Source organism: Paenalicyclobacillus cellulosilyticus (assembly GCF_014647315.1).
Classification (GTDB): domain Bacteria; phylum Bacillota; class Bacilli; order Alicyclobacillales; family Alicyclobacillaceae; genus Alicyclobacillus_J; species Alicyclobacillus_J cellulosilyticus.
This window is the reverse complement of sequence record NZ_BMOY01000011.1, coordinates 36,841-56,298: the sequence shown is the minus strand read 5'-3', so window position 1 is coordinate 56,298 and position 19,458 is coordinate 36,841. Positions and strand designations below refer to the sequence as shown.

The following is a 19,458-nucleotide window of genomic DNA, read 5'->3' as shown; positions in this document are numbered from 1 at the left end:
CAAGCCGTGATGAACCATGTGCCCCAAAGCGAGGCGCACGGACAGCGGTCGGAGGTGGGAACGAGTGGCCAACATGGAGCTATGGTTCACCGAGTTGCAAAATGAGAATTTGTCCATTGGCCTGCGCATCCGGCGCACCCTGCACAGCGAGCAAACCCCGTATCAAGGGCTCGACGTCGTGGAGACGGTGCAATACGGGCGGATGCTTGTGCTCGACGGGTGCATCATGACCACGGAACAGGACGAGTTCGTGTATCACGAAATGATGGCGCACGTGCCGCTGCACACCCACCCGAATCCGAAACGGGTGTTGGTGGTGGGCGGCGGCGACGGCGGCGTCATCCGCGAGGTCATCAAACACCCATCGGTCGAAAAGGCGGTTTTGGCCGAGATTGACGGGCGCGTCATCGAGATCGCGAAGGAATATTTCCCGGGGATTGCCGCGGGCTTTGGCGATCCGCGCGTCGAGATCCAGGTGACGGACGGCATCCGGTACGTGCAGGAGCATCCGGGCGAGTTCGACGTCATCCTCGTCGATTCGACCGACCCTGTGGGCCCGGCGGTCGGCTTGTTCGCCAAGGAGTTCTATCAAGCGGTGTACCGGGCGCTGAAGGAAGACGGATTGTTCGCGGCGCAGACCGAGTCGCCGTTTGTCAACCAGGACCTCATCGCGCGGGTGTTCGCTGACGTGCGCGACGTGTTCCCGCAGACCCATCTGTACTTGGCGTACGTGCCCACGTATCCGACCGGCATGTGGAGCTTCACCCTCGGCAGCAAGCGCTACAACCCGCTGGAGCCGCAGCCGTGCCGTGTCCGCGGGACGAAGTATTACACCACGGAGGTGCACCGCGCCGCTTTCGTGTTGCCGCCGTTTGTGCAGGAGGTCATCGCCGGATGACCCAGGGTCAGGCGTCCCCGCCCGTGTTCAATCCTGCGTACAGCGGCAACGTGTTCATCGGTGCGACGCAAGACTTTGCCGCGGCGCAGGCGGTCATCTACGGGATGCCGATGGACTGGACGGTGTCGTTCCGGGCCGGCACGCGGCTCGGGCCGGCGCGCATCCGGGAGGTTTCGGTCGGGCTGGAGGAGTACAGCCCGTACTTGGACCGTGACCTCTCGGAGATCCGGTACTTTGATGCCGGCGACGTGCCGCTGCCGTTCGGCAACCCGGAGAAGAGTGTCGGGGCCTTGCACCGTTATGCGTCCACACTGTTCGCCGCCGGCAAGCTTCCGTTTGGACTGGGCGGGGAGCACCTCGCGTCACTGGGCCCCATCCTGGCGGCGGCAGACGCCTACCCGGACCTGCGCGTCCTTCACATCGACGCGCACACGGACCTGCGCGAAGACTACGAGGGCGAGCGGCTGTCGCACGCGACCGTCATCCGCCGGGTATGCGAGCGGATTGGGCCGGAGCGGGTGTACCAGTTCGGCATCCGTTCCGGGACGCGCGAGGAGTTTTCCTGGGCACGCGCCAATACCCGCTTTTTCCCGTTCGCGCTCTTCGATCCGCTGCGCCAAGTCCTCGGCGAATTGCGCGGCCACCCGGTCTACGTCACCTGGGATATCGATGTGTTCGATCCCGCCTTCGCCCCGGGGACGGGCACGGCGGAGCACGGCGGGATTTCCCCGCAGGAGGCGTTCGCCGCCATCGGGTTGCTGCGCGAGTTGCGCGTCGTCGGCCTCGATTTGGTCGAGGTCTCGCCGCAGATCGATCCGAGCGAGCTCTCGCAGATCCTGGCGGCGAAATTGGTGCGGGAGCTGCTCTTGGCTTGTGTGCGGTGATGAACGCATGGCGTGGCACTCCGGAGGCATGGCGTCGCACACCGGTGCAGATCCAGGTACAGGTGCAGGCCGGGTCATGCCGGTGCGGGTGAGCTGGCTGCGCGAGGAGCGGGGGCCCGACGGTGAATACGTCGAAGCCGCGCGCGGCCATCCGGTCGCCGGTGTCTGGCGGGAAATGGGCTCCGTCCATGTCCTCCATTATGAAGAGCAGGTGGTGGAGGGGGATGGTGCCCAGTCGGTGCGCACCGTGCTGCGGTTGGAGCCCTTGCGCGCAGCCCTCGTGCGTTACGGCGATGTGGCCTGGCAACACACGTTTGAGGCGGGCAAGCAGCACGCTTCCCTGATGAGGGTCGGCCCGCTCACGCTGCGCACCGCCATCGCGACCAAGCGGCTTGAGATGCACGTCACGCCGCGCGGCGGCAGGGTGGAAGTGGAGTACGACCTGGCGCTTGGAGAAAGCCGTGAGCCAGAGGACGCTGTACACCAGTCGGTCCGCGTCACCGTCTGGTTCACCGTCGAGGAACGAGAGACGGCACAGCCAGGCGCGAGCGGTCCGGGCTGAGGAGGGGAGCGGCGTTGCGCAAGCGCAAGCAGACCCATCCGGAACTGGCCAGGCTGATGGAACGGATGCGGGAAGAGGTGGCACGGGAAGTCGGCTTGGACGAGGTGTACGAGGGCTACTTCGGTGAGGCGACCACCGCCCAGTGCGGGCGGTTCGGCCACCTGTTGCGGCTGAGAGCCGAGGCGCTGTTGGTACAAACCGATGCCGGTGCAACAGGCGGTGCAACCGGCGCAGACGGCAACGGACAGCGTGCAAAGCGCGGTGCCGCCCCTCCGGACAGCGCGGAAGCCGACCTCTGAGTTATTCACCACTTCCAGGAGGACCAGGTTGTCGCCGGGCGGTTCATGAAGGGCGTATGAGGGGGCCAACATGGGTGAGCAGGATCACGAATCTCTTTTCCATACCAGGCTACCGTGTGCTTGTGGCGTGCATGCTGCTCATTGGCACAGGGTTTTCCGTCACGTCCCCGTATCTGCCGCTGTACTGCACAGAGAGCCTCGGCATGACCGCCGCCGCGTTCGGCTTGTTCATGGCGGTGACGCGGATCAGCGGCGTGGTGGCCAACTCGCTCATCGCCAAACGCTCCGACCGTGGCCTGAATCGCAAAGGGTTGATTGTGGCCGCGGCGTTTTCATCGGCACTGGGGTTTGCCTCGTATTTGGCCTTCCGTCAATACGGGGCGTTGTTGGTGACCGTGAGCATCTTGAACGGGTTCGGGGCCGCCGTCATCCCGCAGATGTATGCGTACACGCATGAAGCCATCCAGGCCAGCAACACGGAAGACCGTACGTTCGCCATGTCCGCGTTGCGGTCGTTGTTCTCACTCGGTTTCATGCTGGGGCCGTTGGCGGGTACCTTGGTGTTGGGTTTGGCGGGCTATCCCGGCCTGTTTTTGAGCACGTCCTTCATGTATGTGCTCGTCGCGCTCTCGGTGCTCCTGTTTTTACCGAATCCAAATCAGGTATCCCGTCGAACACAGGCACCGCAGCACCGGGGAGCCGCGCCATCTATCCGCAGCTGGCACATCCTCTGGCCGGTCATCGCGTGCACCTTGCTGTTTACGGTCAACTTCGTGAACGCCATCAACACACCGTTGTTGATCGTCCATGTGTTGCACGGCACGCATACGGACGTGGGCCTGGTGGTCAGTGTCTGCGCCGGCTTGGAAATTCCGTTCATGCTCTGGCTCGGGGCCTTGGGCAGGAAGGTATCGAATCATGTCTTCATCATGGCGAGCGGTCTGTTGGCGATGATGTATTTTGCCGTGCTTGCGATCGCGACGCGTCCGTGGGAAGTGCTCGTGGCGCAACTTCTGCAAGCCGCGTTTGTGGCGATGCTCATGGGCAACGGCATCAGCTATTTTACCGGGCTTCTGCCTGAATCGCCCGGGGTCGCCACTTCGCTCTATTCGAACAGCTCCACCATCGGCGGGCTGTTGGGCAACTTGGGCGGCGGCATCCTGGGCCAGATGATGGGCTTTCGTCACGCCAACTGGGTTTGTTTCGCAGTCGCGTTGGTGGCGTTCGCCATCTTATGGCGGTGCCAACCGGGTAAATCCCAGGAAGACAGCGGTGCCAGGAACGCCGGTGGCGTCTCGCCCTTGGCGAGGCCCGGGCGGTAGTACACGGCCAGCAAACACGGTTCCTGCACCGGCGGCTCGTCGGGACGCGACGGGTCGAACCGGTACGGCAGCAACTCGAACAGGACGTGTTTCTCCAGGTCCTGCTCCGTCAACCCGAGTGCGGCGAATGCCGGGCCGAACAGGCGCTCGGGATCGCGCAAGGCCAAGCGCGCCACCTCGGCGCGCCCGTGCTTGTCCAGGCGCTTCTCCCACCAGATGTTGTGCGGGCGCGTCCGGTACGCGCGCAAAAAGTCGTAGATGAGCAGTGCCTCCGCCAACTCCGCCGCCTGCGGACCGCAGTGGTCGCGGACAAACGCGAGCAAGCGCCGGCCCAAGTCCTCCACCTGATGCCCGATGCGCTGCCATCCTTGCGCCTCCCAGTACGCGCCGAACGCCTGGAAGAAGTCGAACCCGCTGCGGAACACGTGCCGCACGAGGAACCGGACGGTGGTCCGCCACTTGCCGTCGTTCCAGTACTTGTCGAGCACGTCCTCCACCTGCTTGATGGCGAGCAAATCCTGGAACGACAGCACGCGGTTGCAGAGCACCTCGTACGGCGCGCGGTCCATGAAGACATACCCGTAGCGGGCCGCTTGTTCCCGCAATCCGGTGCCGCGCAGCAGTTTGAGAAACCCCAGTTGCAACTCCTCCGGCTCCAAGGCGAACACGTCGTCGAACGTCTTGCGGAACGAGGCGTAGTCTTCCTCCGGCAACCCGGCGATGAGGTCGAGGTGCAGCGTGATGTTGCCCGCCTGCTTCAGCGCGCGGATGTTCTCCGCCAGGCGGGCGAAGTTCTGGCGCCGGCGCACCAAAGTGTTGGTCAGGTCGTTGGTGGACTGCACGCCAATTTCGAATCGGAACTTGCCTTTCGGCACCCGCTCGGTGAGAAAGCGCACCACCTCCGGGTGCAGGATGTCGCCCGTGATCTCGAACTGAAACACCGTGTCGCCACCGTGATCGATCAAAAATTGAAACAGTGCCATGGCGTACGAACGTTTCAAGTTGAACGTGCGGTCGACGAACTTGATGGTGCGCACGCCTGCGCGGATGAGGCGCAAGAGGTCTTCTTGCACGCGTTCCAGCGGGAAGTAGCGTACGCCCTGCTCGATGGAGGACAGGCAGAACTGGCAGGAGAACGGGCAGCCCCGGCTGGTTTCAAAGTACACAATCCGGTTGACGAGCGACCGGATGTCCGCCTCGTCTTGATAGGGGCTCGGGATGAGGGCGAGATCGACCTTTTCCCGCGGCGGGTTGATGCGCACAAAGCCGCCGTCGCGGTATGCCATCCCGGGCACGCGCGCGAAATCTCCCTTGCCTGCCAACTCGGTCAGCAGGTGGTGAAACGTCGCCTCTCCCTCGCCGTAGACGAGAAAGTCCACCTCCGGCAGGCGCTCCATCCAATCCCGGATGTCGTACGACACCTCGGGTCCGCCCACGACGATGCGCACCTGCGGCAACACCTGTTTGAGCATGCGGATGACCGGGATGGTCTCCTCGACGTTCCAGATATAAATGGAAAACGCAGCCACATCCGGCCGGCGGCGGTAGAGGTCGGCGACGATGGCGAGCGGCGGGTCCTTGATGGTATATTCGCACAAAGAGATGTTCGGGAAATCCCGCTCCGCATACGCGCGCAGGTACCGCAAGGCCAACGAGGAATGGATGTACTTGGCGTTGAGGGTGGCCAACACGATGTTCATCGCCATCCGCCCTTTCGCAGGCATGGTGCGGCGGCCCGCGGCGCCTGGGTCGCGACCGCGACTCGGCGCAGCCGCATCCCGCCGCCGCAACGCGGTGGACTGGCTCGGCTACTCCGTCTCCATTTTGGCATGCCGGCTGGGCGGAAGCCAACTTGCTACAGGGGGCAGAACGCATGCAAGCGACCATCTTCGGCAGTCTCATCACGCTGGTCCAAGGGGACATCACGGAGCAGGACGTGGACGCCATTGTCAATGCGGCGAACAAAACCTTGCTCGGCGGCGGAGGCGTGGACGGTGCCATCCACCGGGCGGCCGGGCCGGAGTTGCTGGCTGAGTGCCGGCGCATCCGGGAGGAGGTGCTCGGCGGGCGCTATCTGGAGACGGCGCAACCGGTGCTGACGAAGGGGTACCGGCTCAAGGCGCGCCACGTCATCCACGTCGTGGGCCCCATCTGCGGTGTGGACCCGGATCCGCCGCGCCTTTTGGCCGCCGCCTACCGCAACTCGCTGCAGCTGGCGGCGGCAAAAGGGCTTAGGACCATCGCCTTCCCTTCCATCAGCACCGGCGCGTTCGGCTGCGACATCCAGTGGGCGTCCCGGGTGGCGGTGGACGCCGTGATCGCGTACTTGCAAGCCAACCCGGGCGCCCTGGCCGAGGTCCGGCTGGTTCAATACACCGCGGCCGATCACGCCGTCTACCGGGCAGCGCTCGCGGCGTGCCTCTCCGCCCGTGGCACCGCCGGCCATCAAGCTGGCGCAGGCGAGCAGAGCCGGGCGGGCGGCGAGGCGGAAGCGACGGGGCGTGACGTCACTTGACGACCAGCACGGGCTGCTTCGCGCGGTGGACGACCCCGTTGCTCACGCTGCCGAGCAGCAGCCGGTCCACCGCGGTGCGGCCGTGGCTGCCGACGACGATGAGGTCGGCGCCAATCTCACTCGCCACCGCGCAGATGGTCGGCGCCGGTTGGCCAATCTCGGTGCGGTACTCGAAGCGGCTGGCGAAATCGGTGAACGCGCGCTCCGCCTCTTGGCCAATCTCGCGTGCCAATTGCTCCTCCGCGTCGGTGGCGGCGGTCTGGGCGAAGCCGAGTCCGTCGCCCAGGTAAATGGGGCGGATGACATGCAGCACCACCACGCGGGCCTCCGGGTAGCGGGTCAACAGGTCGAGCGTCACGCGTTGCGCCTTCTCGGAACACTCGGAACCGTCGGTGGCAAACAAAATGGTGCGCATCGAAACGCCTCCCTCGGTCAGGATGAAGTGCCATCGCGTACGTCTTTGGCCGCGGCGGGCTACGGATGGTTCTGACACCCAGTGGGACTGGGGCGGATGGGACTGAACGGGAATTTCCGAGCTGGTGGACGAGCTGGACGAGCTGGACGTGTTGACCCGGCCGTTCGGGCCGGGCCAACACCTGGGATGAAGCGTCGGGCCACCCGTCTTACGCCGGCATTTTCGGCTTGCGCGCGGGCAGTTCAGCTTCCGCCTGCGCCATGTGCAACCACTTACGGTACAGGCGCCGCACATACGGGAGCACGAAGTAGTCCAGGCCGTAGTATCCGGCGTTCGCACCAGCCACCAGGAGCAGCACCTGCCAGATGACCATGTTCGGGTTGGTGCTGGTCGTCCCGGCGAGCAGGTACGACATGTTCATCACCACACCGGCCAGCGCGGCGAAGGTGGTGAAGCAACCGAGGATGAGTCCGATGCCGACGAGCAGTTCACCGTAGCTGACCAGGTAGCTGAACAGTTTCGCGTTCGGCAGGGCGACGTTGCGGATGAATCCTCCGTACCACCCTTGCACCGCCGGATGGGCGCCGCCGGTGAGCGTCAGTGCGTGTTGCAGGAACCCGCTGACCGCCACACCCGCCTTGGCTCCCGTCCACACCGGTGAGCCAATCTTTTCCGTCGCGGCCTGGATCCATTCTACACCAATCCAAATGCGCAGCACAGTCAACAACCAACGCGCCACCACGCTGTTGCGCAACCATTGGACCATGACTGGTCGCCTCCTTGTTCGCCCTGGCGGATGGCCTTGGGCCTTGTTGCATCTTCATTTTCCAACGCGCGGCCTTTGGCGGCGAGACCCATTGCGATGGTTTTGCGTGCCCGGTTGGATTCGTCCGCACCGGCGAGCAGGACTGGGTGCCGATGGTCCAATCGGATCAGGTGATCGCCCGTTGCACTAAATGTATTAAGTGATATAATACATAAAACACAGGGGGCGAGGCCGTGAAGGAGATCCATGTCGGCAGCATGCGGTTCTCGCTGGACCCCGGCCAGCCGCTGTACGAACAGGTGTTGGCCCACATCCGCAGCGCCGTTGCGCGCGGCGAGTTGCCGCTCGGCGCCCGCCTGCCTTCCGTGCGCGAACTGGCGCAGGCGCTGCAGATCAACCCCAACACGGTCATGCGCGCGTACCGCGAGCTGGAGCGCGAAGGCCTGGCCGAGAGCCACGGCAGCCAGGGCACGTACATCACCCGCGACGCGGGCCGCGTGGAAGCCGTGCGGCGGGATCTGGCGGCAGCGGCGGTGGCGGCGTTCCTCGCGGAGATGGAGCGCCTCGGCTTTACGCTGCCGGACGTCGTGCGTATGCTGCAGGAGAGGAGCGACGCAGACACGCCATGACTTGGGAACCTGAGCAAAACGGAGCCTGTTATGCGGTGACAGCCCAGGATTTGTCCAAGCGGTACGGACGGCGGACAGCCCTTGACCGGTTCACCGTTCACATCCCCTTCGGTTGCATCGCGGGCGTCCTCGGCCCCAACGGCTCCGGCAAGTCCACGTTTTTTCGCACCCTGGCCGGCCTGGTTCGGCCTGACGCCGGCGAGGTGCGTGTGCTGGGCGAGACGCCCGGGTGGCAGGCCATGCGCCGCATCGCGTACCTGCCGGATCGCGCCCGGTGGTATGCGGGACACCGGGTGGAAGACGCGCTGCGCTGGGCTGCCCGCTTGTGGCCGGGGTTTGCGCGGGATGTGGCAGAGGAGTTGCTGGTGCGGATGGACCTGGAACCCGCCATGGATGTCAGTGGCATGTCGCGCGGCGAAGAGGCGCGGTTGATGCTCGCATTGTGCCTGGCGCGCCAGGTGCCGCTGTACATCCTCGATGAGCCGTTCACCGGGATCGACATCCTGTCGCGTGAGCGGATATTGTCCGCGCTCATCGAGATGGCCAGCCGGCGGGAGATGACGGTGCTTTTGTCCACGCATGAGATTGGCGAGGTGGAGGGCGTCTTGGACTACGCCGTGTTTGTGCGCGGCGGGCGGGTGGTGCTTGCCGGCGCGGCGGAGGACATCCGGGCGGATCAAGGCTCGATGGTGGACGTGTACCGGCGGTTGTTCGCTGAAAGGGGGCGGCGCCATGACGGGCCCGACGTTCGTTGACCTATGGCAGGCCGAGTGGTTGAACCTGGGGCGGCGTTGGCTGCACCACTGGCGCGTGCTGGCGCTGTGCGCCGGCTTGGTGGCCCTGTTGTTGGCGGCGGAAGGCTGGTTGGGGGGCCGATTGGGCGGGCCGTCGTTTCTGCTCTACATGCTGCCGTTTGCCACCACGGTCATCACCTTCGGTTTGGTGCACAGGGAGTGGTCGAACCACACAGCCGGTTGGTGGCTGACGCTGCCGGTGCCGCGCTCCTGGCTGCTCGGAGTGAAGTGGTTGTGCGGGGTCACGGTGGCCTTGTTGTTATACGCCTTGTTCTGGCTGGTGGCCGGCGTTTGGTGGCTTGCGGTGGCCGCGTCCGGACCGGAACATGCGGATGCCACTGTCCGGCAGGTATGGGAGAGTTTCCTCATCTGCGCCAGCTATACGCCGTTGTTGGTATCCTGGGGCCTGCTTCTCGGCGTCACCACGCACGGGCGGTGGTGGTTGGCGAAGCCGTTGCTGTGGGCATGTTACGGTTTGCTTGGCGACACGGCGATTTGGCTCACCATCGCGGTGCAACATGCGGCTGCACAGGAGCCGGCGTGGGTTCACGTGCTGATCACCGGGCTGCCCGTTTGGTTGGCCCTGACCTGGTTGGCGGCCGCGGCCGTGTTTGGGGTTTCGGTGCGCATCATGGCGGCGGGTGTCAGTGATGGCGCAACGAGATGAAACGGTTGTCATGGCGGGAGGGAAAAGGTGGATGACGCAAACGGCACGCAGTGCAAAGACGGCGGCCGGCGAGCCGGCGGTGGCGGTGGAAGGTCTGAAGGTTTTGTACGGAGAGCGGGTGGCGCTCGCCGGTGTCTCGTTCGAGGTTCCGGCCGGCACGTGCTTCGGCCTGCTCGGGCCCAACGGCGCAGGCAAGTCCACCACCATGAAGGTGTTGTGCGGGCTGGTGCGGCCACAGGCGGGCTGGGTCCGCCTGTTCGGGCGCGAGGTGTCAGGCGGGCACGCGGACGCGGGCCGCATCGGCTATGTCCCGCAGGCCATCACGTTGTATGACAAGTTGACCGCGCAAGAGAACCTGGCGCTGTTCGGCAGGTTGTCCGGGCTGCGGGGCGCGGCGCTCGCCGCCCGCATGGAGACGGTGCTCACCCAAGTGGGGCTCGCCGACCGCGCCCGGGAACCGGTCGCGCGCTTCTCCGGCGGCATGAAGCGGCGGTTGAACATCGCGGCCGCCCTGTTGCACGAGCCGGAGCTGGTCATCATGGATGAACCGACGGTGGGCGTGGATCCCCAGTCGCGCTATCACATCTTCAACTTGGTGCGCGAGATGAAAACCCGCGGCGTGACCGTCATCTACTGCACGCACTACATGGAGGAGGCCGAGGCGCTGTGCGACCACATCGCCATCCTCGATCACGGCGCGGTCATTGCCCGTGGTCCGCTCAGCGCGGTGCTGCGCGAGCACGCGGAGCCTGCGGTGTATCTGGAACTGGATGAGCCAGGGTACCCGGAGGCTCCTGCGGGGGTGACGCCGCCGGTGGTGACCGGTGCGTCTCCGCCTCAGCCGGACGGGGACGGGTGGTTGTACAGGCTGACTGCCGGCCACGACGCATTGGCGGTGTTGGAAGCAGTGGCCGGGGCTTGCCGTGGACAAGGGCTGCGCGTGCGGCGGCTGGAAGTGGTGCGTCCCGCCTTGGAGCGGGTGTTCTTAAAGCTCACCGGGACGTCGCTGCGCGACGAAGCGTAAAGGGAGGCGGTCAGGATGGCGGTATGGACGTTGACGCGCAAGGAGTGGTTGCTGCTCCTGCGCGAACGGGGCGTGGTATTCTGGTTGTTGGTCTTGCCCATGGTCTTCATCCTGGTGTTTGGCGCGGTCTTCAGTCACCTGTCCGGCACGGGCATCACGGTGCCGTACGTCAATCTCGACGGGACGAAGGCGGCGCAGGCGTTTCTGGACGCGGTGAAAAAGACCGGGGGCCTGACGCTCTCCCAAGAACCGGCGTCCGCCTTGGCGGACCAGAAGGCGCGTGTGGCTGCCGGCAGACAGTCGCTCTTGCTCGTGGTGCCGCAAGGCTTCGGCCGGGCGTTGGCGCATGGCACAGCCAAGGTGGCGTTGTACCGGGCGGCGGGATCGGATCAAAGCACAGGGCCGGTGTTGGCGGCGGTGGAACAGGCGGCCAACACGTACCGCATGCAGGCCGTGGCCAAGACGCTGGCTGCACATGGGTTGCCGATGCCGGCCGTGGCCAAGGTGCTGGCCGGGCCGGTACGGGTGGAGGACGTCGAGGTGAACGCGCAGACGTACGACGCGTTGGCGCAAATCGTTCCAGGGTATACCGTGATGTTCGCGTTTTACACCATCATCAGCATCGTGCGCCGCTTTCATCTCGATAAAGACCTGGGGATGACGGCGCGCCTGATGACCACCCGGCTGCGGCCGTGGCAGTACCTGGCCGGGGCCTGGCTTCCGTACGGCATGGCAGTGTGTGTTCAGTGCGCGGTGTTACTGGCGTTTGGGCGGTTGTTGTACGGCGTGCACCTGGGGGATGTGTTGGCCATCGCGGTGCTCGTGGCGGCAGTGGCGCTGTGCGTGACCAGCATGGGACTGGCGGTGGCGGTGTGGGTGAAGAGCGAGAATCAAGGCAACGCTTGGACGCAGCTGTTCGCCCTCGGCGGCGCGATGGTCGGCGGCTTGTGGTTCCCCATCGACATGATGCCGCACACCATCCAAATCATCGGCCACTTGACACCACAGTATTGGGCGCAACAGGGCATGCAGACGGTGATGTTGCGCGCAGGGCACGTGGCGGCCATATGGCAGAACGTGGCTGTGCTCGCCGCGTTTTCCGCCGCCGCGTTTGCGCTGGCGGCGTGGCGCTTTCCGCGGTTCTTGCGGGGGGCCGTCAGCGGATAAGCCGGCCCATCCCCGCGGCGGGTGCGCGCGGCGCACGGAGGAGGGGCGCACGGAGGCAGGTTGGGTATGCACCTGGACGTACGCAGAATATCCCCGGACGAACTCGACACCTTCTGTGCCATCCTGAGCGAAGCCGCTGCGTGGCTGGCACAGGCGGGGATGCCGATGTGGACCGCAGAACAGGTGTCGCCGGCGGGGGTATGGGCGGAATACCACGACGCCGAGCTCTTTTTGGGTTTTGTCGATGGGGTCGCGGCAGCCACCATCATCGTGCAGGAAGAGGATCCGGTCTTCTGGCCGGAGGCGGCGCCCGGTACGTCGCTGTTTGTCCACAAGTTGAGCGTACGGCGGGCGTACGCCAAGCAGGGCGTATCGCAGGCGATGCTGGCGTGGGCAGGTGAAGAAGCCATCCGGAGGGGCAAGGCGTACCTGCGGCTCGACTGCGCTGCGGAGCGGAGCAAGCTGCGCACGTTCTACGAGTCGCTCGGCTTTGTCCTGGTCCGCGAACAAGTCATGTTCGGGCAGTATCCAACGGCGTTCTACGAACGGCGGCTGATCACGCCGCGGCTCAAATCTTGAACCGGCCAACGTGCGGCGAAAGGAGAGGAGGGACGGCGCCGCCGGGATGAAACCGGCGGCGCTCGGCGCGGATGCACACCAACGTACGGATGCCGGATGGGGCGTACGCGTGGGCGGACGCCTGCCGTGACATGTTGACGCACAACATCCTGCCGTTTTGGCTGCGCTTTGCACGGGATGCGGCACAGGGCGGATGCCACGGCGCGGTCGGCCCGAGCGGCGATCCGCTCGCGGGCGCGCCGCGATCGCTCGTCATCTGCGCCCACATCCTGTGGACGGTTTCGGCAAGCGCGCGGATGCTGGGCCCGCTTTGTGCGCCGGATGACGGCACGGCGGCACAGTGGCACAGTGGCACATCCTGGTGTGGACCCCGCCGACGAGCCGGGCAGGGCGGTGCGCGGTGCCGCGGACTGGGCTGCGGACAGGGTGGCAGAAAGGGCCGCGGATTCGACTGCGGATTGGGCGGCGGTTCTCGCGGCGTACCGCGACATGGCCGACGCGGCGTACGTGGTGCTGCAGCCGGACTTCTTCGACGCGGAGCACGGCGGGTACTTCTGGTCGCTCGACGCGCAGGACCAGCCCTTGGCTTCACTTACTTCCTTCAATGGGGCCGCAGACTTCGTCCGCGGATCAACTTTCGTTCAACAGCCAACTCAACTGGTCCTTCGCGCTTCAATGGGGCCGCAGACTTCGTCCGCGGATCAACACGAAGAGCACTACGTAGGCACTATCACCACACGAGGCTTCAATGGGGCCGCAGATTTCGTCCGCGGATCAACGAGGTGTTCATCGCTGATGAGAGGTCACGTAACAAAGCTTCAATGGGGCCGCAGACTTCGTCCGCGGATCAACGGAAATACGCAGATGGGAGGCTGCGGAAAATGGAGCTTCAATGGGGCCGCAGACTTCGTCCGCGGATCAACGCGGAATCCCATTCGCCCGCTTGACACCATTGGATGCTTCAATGGGGCCGCAGACTTCGTCCGCGGATCAACGTCGCCCGTGCACACATGGTACTGGTGCGTGGAGACAGTGCTTCAATGGGGCCGCAGACTTCGTCCGCGGATCAACCTTGAGCACACCACCCGGCATGCTCCCGTTTCCGAAGCTTCAATGGGGCCGCAGACTTCGTCCGCGGATCAACGCAGTAAGCGGTCATGGAGGACGTTCCGCCGGGGGCGGGCTTCAATGGGGCCGCAGACTTCGTCCGCGGATCAACGCAGGCGCAAGAACGGCTCCGGGCCGGCCCGCTGTGGGCTTCAATGGGGCCGCAGACTTCGTCCGCGGATCAACTTGCGGCCGTGTCATTGTTACGCGTTCCGACAGCCTTGCTTCAATGGGGCCGCAGACTTCGTCCGCGGATCAACGAGGTAATGGTCAGCGTGCTTGTATGTGTGGCCTGCAGGCTTCAATGGGGCCGCAGACTTCGTCCGCGGATCAACCAACGCAAAATCGACAACTGGATTGACGCCATTGGCGCTTCAATGGGGCCGCAGACTTCGTCCGCGGATCAACACGTCGGGGCGTTCTGCCATGCGGGGCTCTGGAAGCTTCAATGGGGCCGCAGACTTCGTCCGCGGATCAACGAATCTGATGAGAGGTGACCTGTACATGGCAAACATCAACGCTTCAATGGGGCCGCAGACTTCGTCCGCGGATCAACGGCAGCCTGCGCGAGCGGGGCGCGGAGGCCGTTGGGGCTTCAATGGGGCCGCAGACTTCGTCCGCGGATCAACACGGAGATGTACGACCGCTTTTTCCATGACGTGTACGCTTCAATGGGGCCGCAGACTTCGTCCGCGGATCAACGTCTTGTGGTTCGGAAACAAACCGATTCCCGTCGTAAGCTTCAATGGGGCCGCAGACTTCGTCCGCGGATCAACTTACGCTGTTAGTAAATGGTATGATACCGAAAATCGCTTCAATGGGGCCGCAGACTTCGTCCGCGGATCAACCCGTCCTCCGGCGGCTCGACATACCACTTCGTGCTGCGCTTCAATGGGGCCGCAGACTTCGTCCGCGGATCAACTCGACCGCATCCGCGGTGTGACCGTGACGGTGCATCCGCTTCAATGGGGCCGCAGACTTCGTCCGCGGATCAACTCCCGGAGATTGCTATCGCGGAGAAGGCTCTGAAGGCTTCAATGGGGCCGCAGACTTCGTCCGCGGATCAACGACCTGACGGGCGTCGGTGTCATCACACCAGGGCCGGCTTCAATGGGGCCGCAGACTTCGTCCGCGGATCAACTGGCTAAGCTGACGACCGAATGGGCTGAGTGGTACGAGCTTCAATGGGGCCGCAGACTTCGTCCGCGGATCAACCGGCGTCCGGCGGCAGCGAAGTACGATCCAATGCCAGCTTCAATGGGGCCGCAGACTTCGTCCGCGGATCAACCAAATCTCAGAGTTGTAACCCAACAAGTCAATGTGCGCTTCAATGGGGCCGCAGACTTCGTCCGCGGATCAACTCTTCCCGAGCCACCCCAGTCATGACGCGGAATCTCAGCCGATTTCCGCGAACCCCTCAAGAATACATGCACCTCAACCGTTGCAGACGCCCTCATTGTAGCCGCTCCGAAGCAAAAAATCCAGATATCATGCGGGTTTCCAGGAATGCGCGAAACCCCCGGTATTTCGCCGTCACACAGGGTTCGCGCAAAGCTGCGTAGTTTGAAAGCCGTCTTCCTTTATGCCGTAATTCTCCCGCGGTCTGGATCATCCCATGCCCCAAAATGTCACGCCGCTCAGCCATTACCCAGCAGCAAATCACTTCATCGTAAACTTTGCTGCCCATTCCTAACCTACAGCACCACGTACGTCGACAGGCTGCCGAACAGGATTGACGATCACGGATTGCTGTGCTCACATCGTGGATGCCGAACGCTTTTCTAGTACGCTGGTTCTAATTCGCTGGCGTTCGGTTCATGACGGCAGATCCGACACAACTTACCATGCCTTTTGTCTACCCCGACGGATTGAGGTCTTCTGAAAGTTTATGTTATACTTAAGTCAGGTTTGTTCGATCCCAAAACGAACACACCAAAACGAACACGACAAACGAACATCGCAGGTCGCTGCGGGGGCACGGGCCGAGAGGGGACCTGAGGGGCCGGCGGCGTCTCCGCGGTGGCTGGGAAGGAGCGGGTGGTGTGCGGCCGGTCAAGATTGTGGTCATCGGCGCCGGCAGTGTTTCGTTCGGTCCAGGTTCTCTCCGTGATGCGATGCAGATGCCGGAGTTGCGGGGCAGCCAACTGATATTGGTGGATGTGGACGAGACCAACCTTGAACTGATGACCAGGCTCGCCCGGCGCATGAACGACGAGGCGGGCACGGGGCTCATCATCGAGGGGACCACCGACCGCCGGCGCGCCCTGCCGGAGGCCGACTTTGTCATCACGTCCGTCGCGGTGCGCCGGGATGAACTGTGGCGTCTCGACTGGGAGATTCCGCGCCGGCACGGCATTCGCCAGGTGCTCGGCGAGAACGGCGGCCCGGGCGGGTTATCGCACGCCCTGCGCAACATTCCCATCATCCTCGACATCTGCCGCGACATGGAGGAATTGTGCCCGAACGCATACCTCATCAACTTTTCAAACCCGGAGAGCCGCATCTGCATGGCGGTCAGCAAGTACACGTCCATCCGCACCGTCGGGTTGTGCCACGGCGTGTTCATGGGCCGGGACAGGGTGGCGGAAATCCTGGGACGGCGCGGGGAGGACTTGGACGTCAAGGCGGCGGGCGTCAATCATCTCGTGTGGCTGCTCGACATCCGGGATCGCCACACGGGGGAGGACTTGTATCCGTTGTTGCGGGAAAAGGAGGCCGCCTTGCCGCCCGATGCACCGGGGATCTTCGGCCCCGATCCGCTTTCGCGCGCCATGTTCCGCCACTTTGGCTATTGGCCGGCGCCTACGGACGACCATATCGGCGAGTACCTGCCCTATGCCTGGGAGTTGACCGGTCTCGAAGGATACGACTTTGCGGCAGCCGACCGGCACCGCAAATGGACGTGGGAGCGCATTCGCCGCATGGCCGCTGGCGAAGAACCGTTGGGGGACCTGTTGACGAAGCCGTCCGGGGAACTGGCGTTTCCTATCATCCGCGCCATCACCGAAAACCGGAACGAGTATGTTTTGGCCGTGAACATACCCAATCGCGGCTGCATCACCAACTTGCCGAGCGACGCGATTGTCGAGGTGCCCGCATTGGTAAGCGGTTTCGGTGTGCAGGGGCTGACCATGGGTGATTTGCCGCCCGGCATCGCCGCACTGTGCAGCGCGCAAGTGCACGTGCAACGGCTGGCGGTGGAAGCGGCCGTCCACGGAGACCGCCGGTTGGCGATGCAGGCGCTCTTGGTCGATCCGGTGGTGGACAGCATCTCGGCGGCTGAGAAGACGCTCGCCGAGCTGCTCGACGTGCATGCGCCGTACCTGCCCCAGTTTCGTCAAGACCGGGCGCAGTCCGGATGACCGGCTCAGCCGGTTTGGTGCAAAGGAATGCGCCTTGGGCGCGGGCATACTTTTACCGAAAAAGGAGATCCCAATCAAACAAAAAGAGAAAGCAGCAACAGGGGGTTATGAACATGACACGGCGAGTCACGTGGATGGCGGCGGCAGCCGCCGGATTGGTGCTGACGGTCAGCGGTTGCGGCGGCGCGCCGCCGGCGCCTGGGGGCGGGAACAGCGGCGGATCGCAAAAGACGGGCGCCAATGCGAACGGCCTGGATTGGAACAAGACCTCCGATCCGTCGCTCAAGGGGCAGACCATCACGGTGTTGTGGACAGACACCAACGGCCCGAACGGCCCCAAGGCCAAACTGCTCAAACAGTTCACCAAAGAGACCGGAATCAAGGTCAGAGAACTTGGCGTGGCGTACAACAACCTGTACGACAAGGTCATGACGGCCGCCATGGCCAACACGTCCGACATCGACGTCGTCGAGATGGACACCATCTGGGCGGGCCAATACTACCAAGGCCACATCGCGGTGGACCTGACGCACGTGATCCCGAAGCAGGTGCAAGACGGGTTCACACCGTCCTCCCTCGGTTCGGTGACGTACCAGGGTCATCTGATGGCCATGCCCTGGTACTCGAGCACGAAACACTTCTACTGGAACAACAAGCTCCTGCATGAAGCCGACATCACACACCCGCCGCGCACCTGGGACGAATTTCGGCAAGACTCGCTCATCATTCAAAAGAAGCTCGGGCCCAAGGGGATTTACGCCTCAGGGTGGTCTTGGAAACAGGCGGAGAGCCTCACCTGCGACTACGTCGGTATGGTGGGTGCGTTCGGCGGCCAGTTCTTCGACAAAAACGGGCATCCGGCGTTCGACAAGGGCGGGGGTTTGAAGGCGCTGCAGTTCATGGTGCAACTGATGAAGGACAAAACGGTCGATCCAGCCAGCCTGCAGTGGACGGAACAGGACGTCTTGAACGCGTTTGAGGCGGGCAAGATTGCGATGATGAGCAACTGGGAGGGCGTCTTCCCGCAGGTCAACGACCCGTCGCAATCCAAGATCGTCGGTCAAGCGGACGTCGGTCTGCTGCCGGGTGAGGGGAACGTCGTCTCGGCCAGCTGCACGGGATCCGAAGGTGTGGCCATCATGCAAAACAGCAAGCACAAGGAGGCGGCGTTGGCGTTTTTGAAATGGATTGGCAGCCGCGAATACCAGCTGGCCGAGTTCCAACAAGAAGGGCAGTACCCGTCCTTGAAGTCGCTGTACAACGATCCCGCGCTCAAAAAGGCCGATACGTCCCACACGCTGGCCAAGATACAAGCGCAGTTCCAGTACGGCATCAACCGGCCCAACGCCCCAGGTTACGTGAACTGGTCGGACACGCTCGCCAGCGCCTTGCACAGCGCGCTCAGCGGTCAGATGGCTCCGGATAAGGCCCTGCAGAAGGCCGCGGCGAAGATTGAGCAGGCCATCCAGAACGAAAACAGCTGAGGCTTGGGTGGCGGCGCAGATGGCAACCCGGACGAATCAGAAACACCGGTTCACCATCACCAGGAGGCAGTGGCGGGACTGGGGGCTCGCCGCCCTCTTCCTCCTGCCGACGGTCTACGTGCTGGCCAAGATCTTCGTGGTGCCCATCTACGAGTCGGCGGTCTGGAGTTTCTATCACTACAACCTGCTCGATGGCACGCCGACGCGGTTCATCGGTTTGCGCAACTATCAGGAGATCCTGGCCAGCAGCGATTTTTGGGTTGCGTTTGACCGGACGGTGTACTTCACGGTCGTTTCGGTGGCGGCCGAACTGGTGTTTGGGTTTTTCAGCGCGTTGCTGCTCCATCAAATGTTTCCCGGGCGGACGTTCTTCCGGGCCATCATCATCATTCCGTGGGCGCTGTTGACCCTGGTCAACGGCTTGTTGTGGGACTGGATTTACCAGCCGGGCTTCGGCGCGTTGAGCGTGATCTTGCACGGGCTGCACATCCTGGGCCCGCACCAGGACCCGGTGTGGCTGGGCAGTTCCGCCGGCATCATGAACTTCGTCGCGGTGGCGGACATCTGGAAGATGACGCCGTTTATGACCTTGATCTTGCTGGCGGGCCTGCAATCCATCCCGGGTGAACTGTACGAATCCGCCATGATGGACGGAGCGGGTTTCTGGAAGAAGCTGCGCTACGTGACCATTCCGCAGTTGATGCCGTCCATCCTCGTGGCGCTGGTCCTGCGTCTGATGGGCGCCTTCCGCGTCTACGACATCCTGACCGTCTTCACGGGCGATCCGACCACGTCGGTCTCCTATTTGACGTTCAACTACGCGTTTCGGTACTTCTACCTCGGCAAGGCTTCGGCCATGGCCTGGTTCAGCACCCTGTTCATCCTGGCGCTCATCGTCGTCTACATCTGGGCGCTCAAGCGCAACGCCGACGCGCAGTAAGCCGCGGCTGTCGCCCCCGGCAGCCGCGCTGCAAAGTACGAAGG

Annotated in this window: 18 protein-coding genes, 1 pseudogene and 1 CRISPR repeat array; of the genes and pseudogenes, 15 read left to right on the top strand and 4 right to left on the bottom strand. The window is 63.9% G+C overall.

The genetic code is table 11. The features are described from left to right. The first annotated feature begins 73 nt into the window (after nucleotides 1-73). The 5 genes and pseudogenes from speE to IEX97_RS13525 form a co-directional block, all read left to right on the top strand. The gene (gene speE / locus IEX97_RS05130) at nucleotides 74-898 is read left to right on the top strand and encodes a polyamine aminopropyltransferase (RefSeq protein WP_188881554.1); all 825 of its coding nucleotides are present in this window, start codon (nucleotides 74-76) and stop codon (nucleotides 896-898) included. After that, nucleotides 895-1,782 (top strand): agmatinase, encoded by an 888-nt coding sequence (gene speB / locus IEX97_RS05125; protein ID WP_188881535.1) that lies wholly within the window; start codon nucleotides 895-897, stop codon nucleotides 1,780-1,782. The genes speE and speB overlap by 4 nt, the downstream gene beginning before the upstream one ends. Nucleotides 1,783-1,810: 28 nt before the next feature. Next, entirely contained in the window at nucleotides 1,811-2,344 is a 534-nt protein-coding gene (locus IEX97_RS05120) for a YwiB family protein (protein WP_188881534.1), read from the top strand. A gap of 14 nt (nucleotides 2,345-2,358) precedes the next feature. After that, nucleotides 2,359-2,643: a small, acid-soluble spore protein, alpha/beta type gene (locus IEX97_RS05115; RefSeq protein ID WP_188881533.1), complete on the top strand. Its 285-nt coding sequence runs from the start codon at nucleotides 2,359-2,361 to the stop codon at nucleotides 2,641-2,643. Between the two features lie 56 nt (nucleotides 2,644-2,699). Beyond that, nucleotides 2,700-3,854 (top strand): annotated as a pseudogene (locus IEX97_RS13525) (sugar efflux transporter); the annotation flags it as partial. Here IEX97_RS13525 and IEX97_RS05110 read toward each other — a convergent pair. Then, on the bottom strand, nucleotides 3,827-5,665 hold the full coding sequence (locus IEX97_RS05110; protein ID WP_188881532.1) for a B12-binding domain-containing radical SAM protein: 1,839 nt from the start codon (nucleotides 5,663-5,665) through the stop codon (nucleotides 3,827-3,829). The pseudogene IEX97_RS13525 and the gene IEX97_RS05110 overlap by 28 nt on opposite strands. A 173-nt stretch (nucleotides 5,666-5,838) precedes the next feature. On the opposite strand from IEX97_RS05110, the gene IEX97_RS05105 reads away from it, so the two are divergent. Further along, complete coding sequence (locus IEX97_RS05105; protein WP_188881531.1) at nucleotides 5,839-6,480, top strand: O-acetyl-ADP-ribose deacetylase; 642 nt, start codon at nucleotides 5,839-5,841, stop codon at nucleotides 6,478-6,480. Here IEX97_RS05105 and IEX97_RS05100 read toward each other — a convergent pair. Both IEX97_RS05100 and IEX97_RS05095 read right to left on the bottom strand, forming a co-directional pair. Beyond that, nucleotides 6,473-6,895 carry a universal stress protein gene (locus IEX97_RS05100; protein WP_188881530.1) on the bottom strand — a complete coding sequence of 141 codons (423 nt, stop codon included), beginning with the start codon at nucleotides 6,893-6,895 and terminating at the stop codon, nucleotides 6,473-6,475. The genes IEX97_RS05105 and IEX97_RS05100 overlap by 8 nt on opposite strands. A 208-nt stretch (nucleotides 6,896-7,103) precedes the next feature. Beyond that, nucleotides 7,104-7,661: a DoxX family membrane protein gene (locus IEX97_RS05095; protein WP_188881529.1), complete on the bottom strand. Its 558-nt coding sequence runs from the start codon at nucleotides 7,659-7,661 to the stop codon at nucleotides 7,104-7,106. A 233-nt stretch (nucleotides 7,662-7,894) separates the two neighbouring features. Between IEX97_RS05095 and IEX97_RS05090 the strand changes: the two genes are divergently transcribed. The 6 genes from IEX97_RS05090 (at nucleotide 7,895) to IEX97_RS05065 (ending at nucleotide 12,521) form a co-directional block, all read left to right on the top strand. Next, entirely contained in the window at nucleotides 7,895-8,290 is a 396-nt protein-coding gene (locus IEX97_RS05090) for a GntR family transcriptional regulator (protein ID WP_188881528.1), read from the top strand. Next, nucleotides 8,287-9,045, top strand: a complete 759-nt coding sequence (locus IEX97_RS05085; protein WP_188881527.1) for an ABC transporter ATP-binding protein — start codon at nucleotides 8,287-8,289, stop codon at nucleotides 9,043-9,045. The genes IEX97_RS05090 and IEX97_RS05085 overlap by 4 nt, the downstream gene beginning before the upstream one ends. Further along, nucleotides 9,023-9,751, top strand: coding sequence for a hypothetical protein (locus IEX97_RS05080; protein WP_188881526.1), 729 nt, complete (start codon nucleotides 9,023-9,025; stop codon nucleotides 9,749-9,751). Before IEX97_RS05085 ends, IEX97_RS05080 begins: the two co-directional genes overlap by 23 nt. Nucleotides 9,752-9,782: 31 nt before the next feature. Beyond that, a complete protein-coding gene (locus IEX97_RS05075; protein ID WP_188881525.1) occupies nucleotides 9,783-10,775 on the top strand; it encodes an ABC transporter ATP-binding protein in 993 nt (330 codons plus the stop codon). Between the two features lie 15 nt (nucleotides 10,776-10,790). Next, entirely contained in the window at nucleotides 10,791-11,942 is a 1,152-nt protein-coding gene (locus IEX97_RS05070) for an ABC transporter permease (protein ID WP_188881524.1), read from the top strand. Nucleotides 11,943-12,008: 66 nt separating this feature from the next. Next, on the top strand, nucleotides 12,009-12,521 hold the full coding sequence (locus IEX97_RS05065) for a GNAT family N-acetyltransferase (protein ID WP_188881523.1): 513 nt from the start codon (nucleotides 12,009-12,011) through the stop codon (nucleotides 12,519-12,521). Here the strand turns inward: IEX97_RS05065 and IEX97_RS05060 are convergent. Then, a complete protein-coding gene (locus IEX97_RS05060; protein WP_188881522.1) occupies nucleotides 12,511-12,777 on the bottom strand; it encodes a hypothetical protein in 267 nt (88 codons plus the stop codon). The two genes, IEX97_RS05065 and IEX97_RS05060, sit on opposite strands and share 11 nt — an antisense overlap. A 342-nt stretch (nucleotides 12,778-13,119) precedes the next feature. After that, a CRISPR array of direct repeats spans nucleotides 13,120-14,989; the repeat unit is 37 nt; unit sequence GCTTCAATGGGGCCGCAGACTTCGTCCGCGGATCAAC. A gap of 681 nt (nucleotides 14,990-15,670) precedes the next feature. Between IEX97_RS05060 and IEX97_RS05055 the strand changes: the two genes are divergently transcribed. From IEX97_RS05055 to IEX97_RS05045, 3 genes are all read left to right on the top strand, one after another. Then, nucleotides 15,671-16,990, top strand: a complete 1,320-nt coding sequence (locus tag IEX97_RS05055) for a family 4 glycosyl hydrolase (RefSeq protein WP_188881521.1) — start codon at nucleotides 15,671-15,673, stop codon at nucleotides 16,988-16,990. Nucleotides 16,991-17,103: 113 nt separating this feature from the next. After that, a complete protein-coding gene (locus IEX97_RS05050; RefSeq protein ID WP_188881520.1) occupies nucleotides 17,104-18,474 on the top strand; it encodes an extracellular solute-binding protein in 1,371 nt (456 codons plus the stop codon). A gap of 19 nt (nucleotides 18,475-18,493) precedes the next feature. Then, on the top strand, nucleotides 18,494-19,414 hold the full coding sequence (locus IEX97_RS05045; RefSeq protein ID WP_188881519.1) for a carbohydrate ABC transporter permease: 921 nt from the start codon (nucleotides 18,494-18,496) through the stop codon (nucleotides 19,412-19,414). Nucleotides 19,415-19,458 lie beyond the last annotated feature (44 nt).